This is a genomic window from Desulfosporosinus sp. BICA1-9 (genome assembly GCF_000802135.1).
In genome coordinates this window covers 1-7,030 of record NZ_JUEE01000266.1, presented here as the reverse complement: position 1 = coordinate 7,030, position 7,030 = coordinate 1, and the positions used below count along the sequence as shown (strand labels likewise).

Here is a 7,030-nt window from a genome sequence, read left to right as displayed (position 1 = left end):
CGATGTAAGTTGAAGTTCTCCCACAACGAATGTAATAAAAGGATGGGCAGAAACACCCAATGCTTTGTGACTACAATGTCGGAACTTTTAGCTAGTGAAAGATCAGCATCCTGCTGAACCTGTAGAATCATTTTCATCCTTGTGGCATCCTCTTCAGACAAGACACCAAGGTTTTGAATGAGGCGATGCTTAGGTTTTCCGTCTTTATCTCTATAAGAAGCGACAATTTTATAATAATTGTAGGTTTTGCCTTCTTTATTAATGGTAACTTTCTTTAGAAACATTTGTGGCCTCCAAGAGCAACTCAGTTAGTACTACAAATATTATACCACAAATGCTGATAATAAAGTATATTTTCGGGTTAATATTTTCGAAAAGTTAGGACTACACAATAGTGGTTGAGGGCTGTAACCCTTGTGCTGCAAGGGCCTGGAAATTTATGTCGCCAAACTCGGGTTTAAAAAGCGATAATTAGGTTTGCGATAAGGAAAAGTGGCTGGTTTTTACCAGTCACTTTTTTTGTTTATCTCTAATGTCTAAAGCCTACAAACTATATATACCTAGGTATAAATACTCACTTTCAAGAAAAATCTAATGCCTGCCAAGTATTAAACCTCTGTTTTTCTAACAAGACTTGATGAATCCGTATTCGCCCCTTGGCAAGAATATTATTCGACTAATAACAATAATCAAAATTAATTAAAGAATTTGATTATTGTTATTACAATATTGTCTAATTTATGGTAATATTCAATTAACTGAATTGAAATTCATTTATTGTTTAAACGGGAGCCTTATTTGTCCATGAACTTCTGTATTACAACGCGGACTTGTTTTTATCAAATTATTATGAAATGGCAGGCGACTATGACATGAATGAAAAGCCGGGAACAATCTATGATGATGTAAAAAAGTGTGTTGATGAAGTCATTAATTATGTGGGAAAAGACATTACCTTCAGTATGACCCTTGCCCTTGGTAAACCTATCCTGTTTATCAATGAACTTTACAGGCGAGCCAAAGAGGATCCCGAGATAAAGCTCAAAATCATTACTGCTCTGGCTCTTGAGAAACCGAAAGGCCACAGCGACCTAGAAAAACGATTTCTAGGACCTCTCTCGGATAGGATTTTTGAAGGAGTGCTAGAATTTGACTATATGCTGGATTTTAGAGCTGGAAAACTCTCAAAAAACGTTGAAGTCTTAGAATTCTTCTGTAAAGCGGGCGGATACCTGAATAGTCCCGAAGCTCAGCAGAACCATTTAGCTACGAACTACACCCATGCTAATCGGGATGCTGTGGCTTTAGGTTGTAACGTCTTTGGTCAGTTGGTAGGTTACCGAAAAATCAACGGAAAAACAATGTATTCTATGAGTTGCAATACAGATGTTTGTCTTGAAGCAGTAAAAAATCTTAAGGAGCTTAGGGCCAAGGGAAAAAAAGTCGCTATCATAGGGGAAGCTAACAAAAAACTGCCCTTTATGTATGGAGATGCCGTTGTGGAAGCGGATACTTATGACATTATTCTTCAAGGTCCACAGTACAACTACGAACTTTTCTGTCCTCCTCAAAATCCTGTGGCCCTGCCTGATCATATGATCGGTATTAACGTTAGCACCTTAATTAAGGATGGTGGCACTATCCAAGTAGGGATTGGTGCCCTTGGCGACGCTATTGTATCAGGGCTTATCATGCGAAATGAACATAATGACCTATATCAGGAGTTCCTCCAAAAATCCGGCATTATGAAGAGATACGAGAAACTCATCAGCGAGTGGGGAGATACAGGAGTTTTCCAGAAAGGTCTCTATGGTTCATCGGAGATGTTTGTAGATGCCTTTATGCAGATGTATAAAAGCAAGATCTTAAAAAGAAAAGTCTTTGATAGCATCCCGATTATGAAACTAATCAATAGTGGAAAACTCGCAGTAGACAGCATCCCTACAGACATCATAGATCAACTCATTGAAATGAAGGCAATCCACTCTAACCTAAATGAGGAAGATTTTACTTTTCTTGCAGAATACGGAATTCTGAAACAGGGTCTTACCTATGAATCGGGCCATATTATGGACGGCGAAACCAAATATTCTGCGGATATGAATGACAGTAAAAACCTCATTAAGATCCGAACGTTGCTTGGACAAGAGCTGAGGGGTGGTCAAGTTATTCTGGGCGCATTCTTTTTTGGACCAAAAGCTTTCTATCAAGCTCTTAATGACATGAGCGAAGAGGAAAGAAAACTCTTTGGCATGTCCGGTGTTGAAAAGGTTAACCAACTTTATGGTGGAGAAGAACTGAGAACCCTGCAAAGGAAAGATGCACGTTTTGTCAACACTGGAATGGTGGCAAGTGTTCTGGGGTCCATTTCTTCAGATCAGCTGGAGGATGGTCGGGTTATCAGCGGGATCGGTGGACAATATAACTTTGTGGCTATGGGGCATGCCCTACCGGATGCTAGAGTTATTATGATGGTTAAGAGTACCAAGGGCTTTGGTAAAAGTCTGAAATCCAATATTGTCTTCAGTTATGGGCATTGCTCAGTGCCCAAGCATCTGCGAGACATCATTGTAACAGAGTATGGGATTGCAGACGTTCGCAGTAAACCTGAAAAGCAAGTCATTGCCGAAATGATCAATATTGCCGATTCTCGTTTTCAACAGCAGCTGCTTGATCAAGCCAAAAAGGCTGGCAAAATACCTCTAGATTATGAAATCCCAGCAGAATATAGAAATAATACCCCAGAAACTATCTCCGCCCTTTTGAAACCCTATCAAGCCCATGGTGTTTTTAAACCTTTTCCATTTGGGACGGATCTAACAGAGACGGAGGTGGTTCTGGGGGGAGCGTTAAAGGTCCTAAAAAGACTATCGACTGGAAATCGCCTTACCCTGGCAAAAGGGGTGCTCTTCGAATTGTTCAGACCAATCCCCAAATCTGCTCATCCCTACATGGAACGCTTGAAGCTTGAAAAGCCGTCTTCTATACAAGAGAAAATCCTGAGAAAACTTGTTACCTTTGCCTTAAGGCACAACAACAGTCTTCGCGATTTTGCTCCTCCTCAAGTGCCTAATACAACCGTAAAATCTTTTAGTAAATAACTCTCTCGCAGTGAAAATCGTGTATCCATAAAATCAAAAGGACAAGGCTGGTTTAAAATCCAGCCTTGGCTTTTTGATTTCTAAGAAGGCAATCGTCGAAGCCGAACGCTTGACGCCAGCTAGGTCTTCCTTATACTTAATACCTTGTTCTAAATTCGTTTTCCGGCACCTCTAAAAGCTGATCTAGGCTATTTAGAATAATTGCCTTGTCCTTAGGAATAGTTCCATTGACCCAGGCAAAGTTTGAGAAATGATCACTTAACAATTCGAAGGGGCCTTCTAAATTTGCAACCAATAACCGTGTTTCTCTTAAAGCTTCGTGAGGACTTAGAAGCTGAAAGCTTCCTTGTTGTAGTTCTTCATAGAGAGGGGTTCTTTTATAGGGAACATAAGTCCGTAAACGGACAAAGTCTGGGGTGAATTTATTCAGTACTCGAGCGCTTTCTATGGCATGTTCATAGGTGCGTTCTCGCCCACCAATCCCAATCAGGATATACTCACTTAGTTCAATCCCCGCTTCTCTCACTTTGAGACCTGCTTCAATCATTTCTAAGGCAGTGAAGCCTTTTTGAATTCTGCGCAGAACTTCGTCGTCCCCACTCTCCATTCCCGAATGGATACGGTTTAAACCTGCTTCTTTCAGTAAACGCAACTCCTGGAGAGTTTTTAATTTGATAAATTTTGCGGAACCATAGACGGTCATACGCTTTAAGAAGGGAAACAGTTCTCGAGCATAGTTGAGGATTTCTATGAGCTGGTCTGTTTTCATTAATATTGTATTTCCATCCGGGAAGAAAATTGTCTGAACCTTGTTTCCATAATAATCCTGAGCCATTCGAAGGTCCTCTTTAATGTCTGTTACGGACCGGATCCGGAATTTCTTATCTCGATACATATTACAAAAAGTACATTTATTATGAGGACAACCAATGGTCGCCTGGATCAGCAAACTCTCGGCCTCACTTGGTGGTCGATAGACCGTTCCTTCATAACGCATTTTGATTCACCCGTACTTTCCCTCTTCTTAATTACCACTTTTAGTCATTCTATCATAACTCTTGAGGAAGCGTAAATAACAATCTGCAGTTTATTATTTATTTAATCTATTAATTCTGAATATACATTAAATTGTGACTAACTGTAGAAAAGGGTTTTTTAATTATTTAAGTAATATAAATAATCATAATAGATAATTAAATTTGATTATTTATATTACATTATGTGCAAATTTATGATAACATTCACTTAATGAATGAGGATTCACCAAAAAGGATCCTCTTGGTCGGGGCTATAATTTACATCAACCGCACTCTGTTGTTAGAAAATTTCGATGAAATGGCAGGCGACTAGAATGTTGAATGAAAAGCCAGGAATGATCTATAATGACGTGAAAAAATGTGTCGATACGGTGATCAACTATGTCGGGAAGGATATCACCTTCTCTATGACCCTCGCCCTAGGAAAACCGATTCTCTTTCTCAATGAACTCTACAGACGGGCTAAAGAGGATCCGGAAATCTCGCTTAAAATCATTACCGCTCTCTCACTTGAAAAACCTAAAGGCCACTCAGAACTCGAAAAACGCTTTCTCCAGCCTCTTTCAGATAGAGTCTTCGCAGGGGTTCCGGAGTTTGACTACATGCTGGATTTCAGAGAGGGAAAACTTCCGAAAAATGTTGATGTTTTTGAGTTTTACAGCAAAGCAGGCTCAAATCTCAATAATCCACTGCCTCAGCAAAACCATCTGTCTTCACACTACACCCATGTTGTGCGTGATGCTTTAGCCCTTGGAACCAACGTCTTCGGGGAACTTATCGCTTACCAAGAAATCAATGGCAAAACCCTCTATTCTATGGCTTGCAACCCGGATATCTGTCTTGAAACTATCCGGAAAATGGGTGCAATGAGGGATAAAGGTGAGAAGGTCGTTATTATCGGGGAAGCCAATAAAAAACTGCCCTTTATGTATGGAGATGCTGTTGTAGAAGCGGAAAGCTATGACATTATTCTGCAAGGGCCACAATTTGACTATGAACTCTTCTGCCCTCCTAAAGATTCCGTGGCCCTGTCAGATCACATGATTGCTCTTAATGTCAGCACCTTGATCAAAGACGGCGGCACAATACAGGTAGGGATTGGTGCCCTTGGCGATGCTATTGTTGCAGGACTTATTATGCGCAATGAACATAATGATACATATCAAGAGGTCTTGAACAAGGCGGGCTTGACAAAACGCTATGAAAAACTAATTGCTCGATGGGGGGATATAGGAGTCTTCCAAAAGGGGCTTTTTGGTTCATCAGAGATGTTTGTCGATGCCTTTATGCAGATGTATAAGAGTGGTATTTTGAAAAGGAAGGTTTTTGACAGTATCCCTCTCATGAAACTAATTAATGACGATAAGCTCTCCGCTGACAACATTCCACCGGACATCATAGACCAACTGCTCGAGATAAAAGCAGTCCATAGAAAGCTTAGCGCCAAAGACTTCTCCTTCCTTTGTGACTATGGAATTTTGAAAAAGGGTCTTAAGTATGAAAATTTATCAATCATAGATGGAGAGATCAGCTACTCAGCGGATATGAACGACGAAAAGAACAGACTTGCGATTCGAAAACTGCTTGGCAAAGAACTTCTCAAGGGGTTTGTCGTGCAGGGTGCCTTCTTTTTAGGCCCAAAAGCCTTCTATCAAGCTCTTAATGAGATGAGTGAAGAGGAAAGACAGCTCTTTGTCATGTCAGCTGTGGAAAAGGTCAACCAGCTTTATGGTGGAGAAGAACTGAGGACCCTGCAGAGAAAGGATGCCCGCTTTGTGAATACTGGCATGGTGGCAAGTGTTCTGGGGGCAATCGCCTCAGATCAGCTCGAGAATGGTCAGGTAGTCAGCGGAATCGGTGGCCAATATAACTTTGTTGCGATGGGCCATGTCCTACCTGAGGCAAGAGTTCTGATCATGATCAAAAGTACCAAAGGGTCAGGTAAAAGCCTTAAGTCCAACATTGTCTTTAGTTATGGACATTGTTCAATTCCTAAACATCTGAGAGATATTGTGGTTACAGAGTATGGAATTGCTGATATTAAAGGTAAACCAGAAAAACAAGTTGTCATGGAAATGATCAATATCGCTGACTCTAGATTTCAAAAGCAACTCCTTGAGCAAGCAAAAAAAGCGCATAAGCTACCTTTGGATTATGAAATTCCAGAAGAGTACAGAAATAACCTGCCCCCAAAAATTTCCGACCTGTTAAAGCCGTATCAATCTCAAGGTCTCTTTCAGCAATTCCCGTTTGGTACGGATTTAATGGCAGAGGAAGTTGTACTAGGTGGAGCTTTGAAGTCCTTGAAGGCCTTGGCCAAAGGAAATCGCCTTAAGATGGTCAAGGGGATGGTCAGCGAATTACTCAGACCCATCCCCAAATCAGCTTACAATCACCTGAAGAGAATGAAACTGCACGATCCGTCTTCTTTGAATGAGAGAATCATGAGAAAGACCGTTGTGTTTGCTCTTCGGAACGTCAATGCGCTGAAGAGTACTGCTCCTTCTCCTCTTAACTCTTCCAATCGAGCAGAGTCGAAGTAAGTACTAGACACAGGATATTCAGAGTTGGCAAACGATATTTAACAAACTAGAAACAGAGGTGCAGCGATCATGATCTGATCGTTACACCTCTGTTTTATTGACGCAATGACTATGACTACAGCACTGTGCGCTATTAAACACAGGGGATAGTCTGTAGTTCAAACTATCCCCCTAATTCAAGATTCTGTAGCAGTCATTCTATTGAATTTTAGTATTTACCATAGACGATGCGTTCGCGCAGCTCTCCCACCATGGCTGGTACCTCGATGCTCATCGGGCAACGTTCTACGCATCTGCCACAACGCAGACAGGAATAAACGAGGGGAGCCGCTTTCTCCATGCCACCAGA

Annotated in this window: 4 protein-coding genes and 1 pseudogene; 2 read left to right on the top strand and 3 right to left on the bottom strand. The window is 41.1% G+C overall.

The annotated features are described in order from the left end of the window. Positions 1-284: pseudogene (locus JL57_RS33105) on the bottom strand (transposase); the annotation flags it as partial. A 588-nt stretch (positions 285-872) separates the two neighbouring features. Here JL57_RS33105 and JL57_RS33100 point away from each other — a divergent pair. Further along, positions 873-3,101, top strand: coding sequence for an acetyl-CoA hydrolase/transferase C-terminal domain-containing protein (locus JL57_RS33100; protein WP_034146119.1), 2,229 nt, complete (start codon positions 873-875; stop codon positions 3,099-3,101). Between the two features lie 136 nt (positions 3,102-3,237). Here the strand turns inward: JL57_RS33100 and JL57_RS33095 are convergent, their stop codons facing one another. Then, a complete protein-coding gene (locus tag JL57_RS33095) occupies positions 3,238-4,098 on the bottom strand; it encodes a radical SAM protein (RefSeq protein WP_034146118.1) in 861 nt (286 codons plus the stop codon). 357 nt (positions 4,099-4,455) lie between these two features. Here JL57_RS33095 and JL57_RS33090 point away from each other — a divergent pair, with 357 nt between their 5' ends. Further along, positions 4,456-6,681: an acetyl-CoA hydrolase/transferase C-terminal domain-containing protein gene (locus JL57_RS33090; RefSeq protein ID WP_034146121.1), complete on the top strand. Its 2,226-nt coding sequence runs from the start codon at positions 4,456-4,458 to the stop codon at positions 6,679-6,681. A 208-nt stretch (positions 6,682-6,889) separates the two neighbouring features. On the opposite strand, the gene JL57_RS36165 is transcribed toward JL57_RS33090, so the two are convergent. Next, on the bottom strand, positions 6,890-7,030 hold a 141-nt coding region (locus JL57_RS36165), incomplete at its 5' end, for a 4Fe-4S dicluster domain-containing protein (protein ID WP_291300883.1).

Coding starts and splice junctions, on each gene's coding strand:
- JL57_RS33100 (WP_034146119.1), top strand. CDS start 873: ATGAATGAAAAGCCGGGAACAATCTATGATGATGTAAAAAAGTGTGTT.
- JL57_RS33095 (WP_034146118.1), bottom strand. CDS start 4,098: ATGCGTTATGAAGGAACGGTCTATCGACCACCAAGTGAGGCCGAGAGT.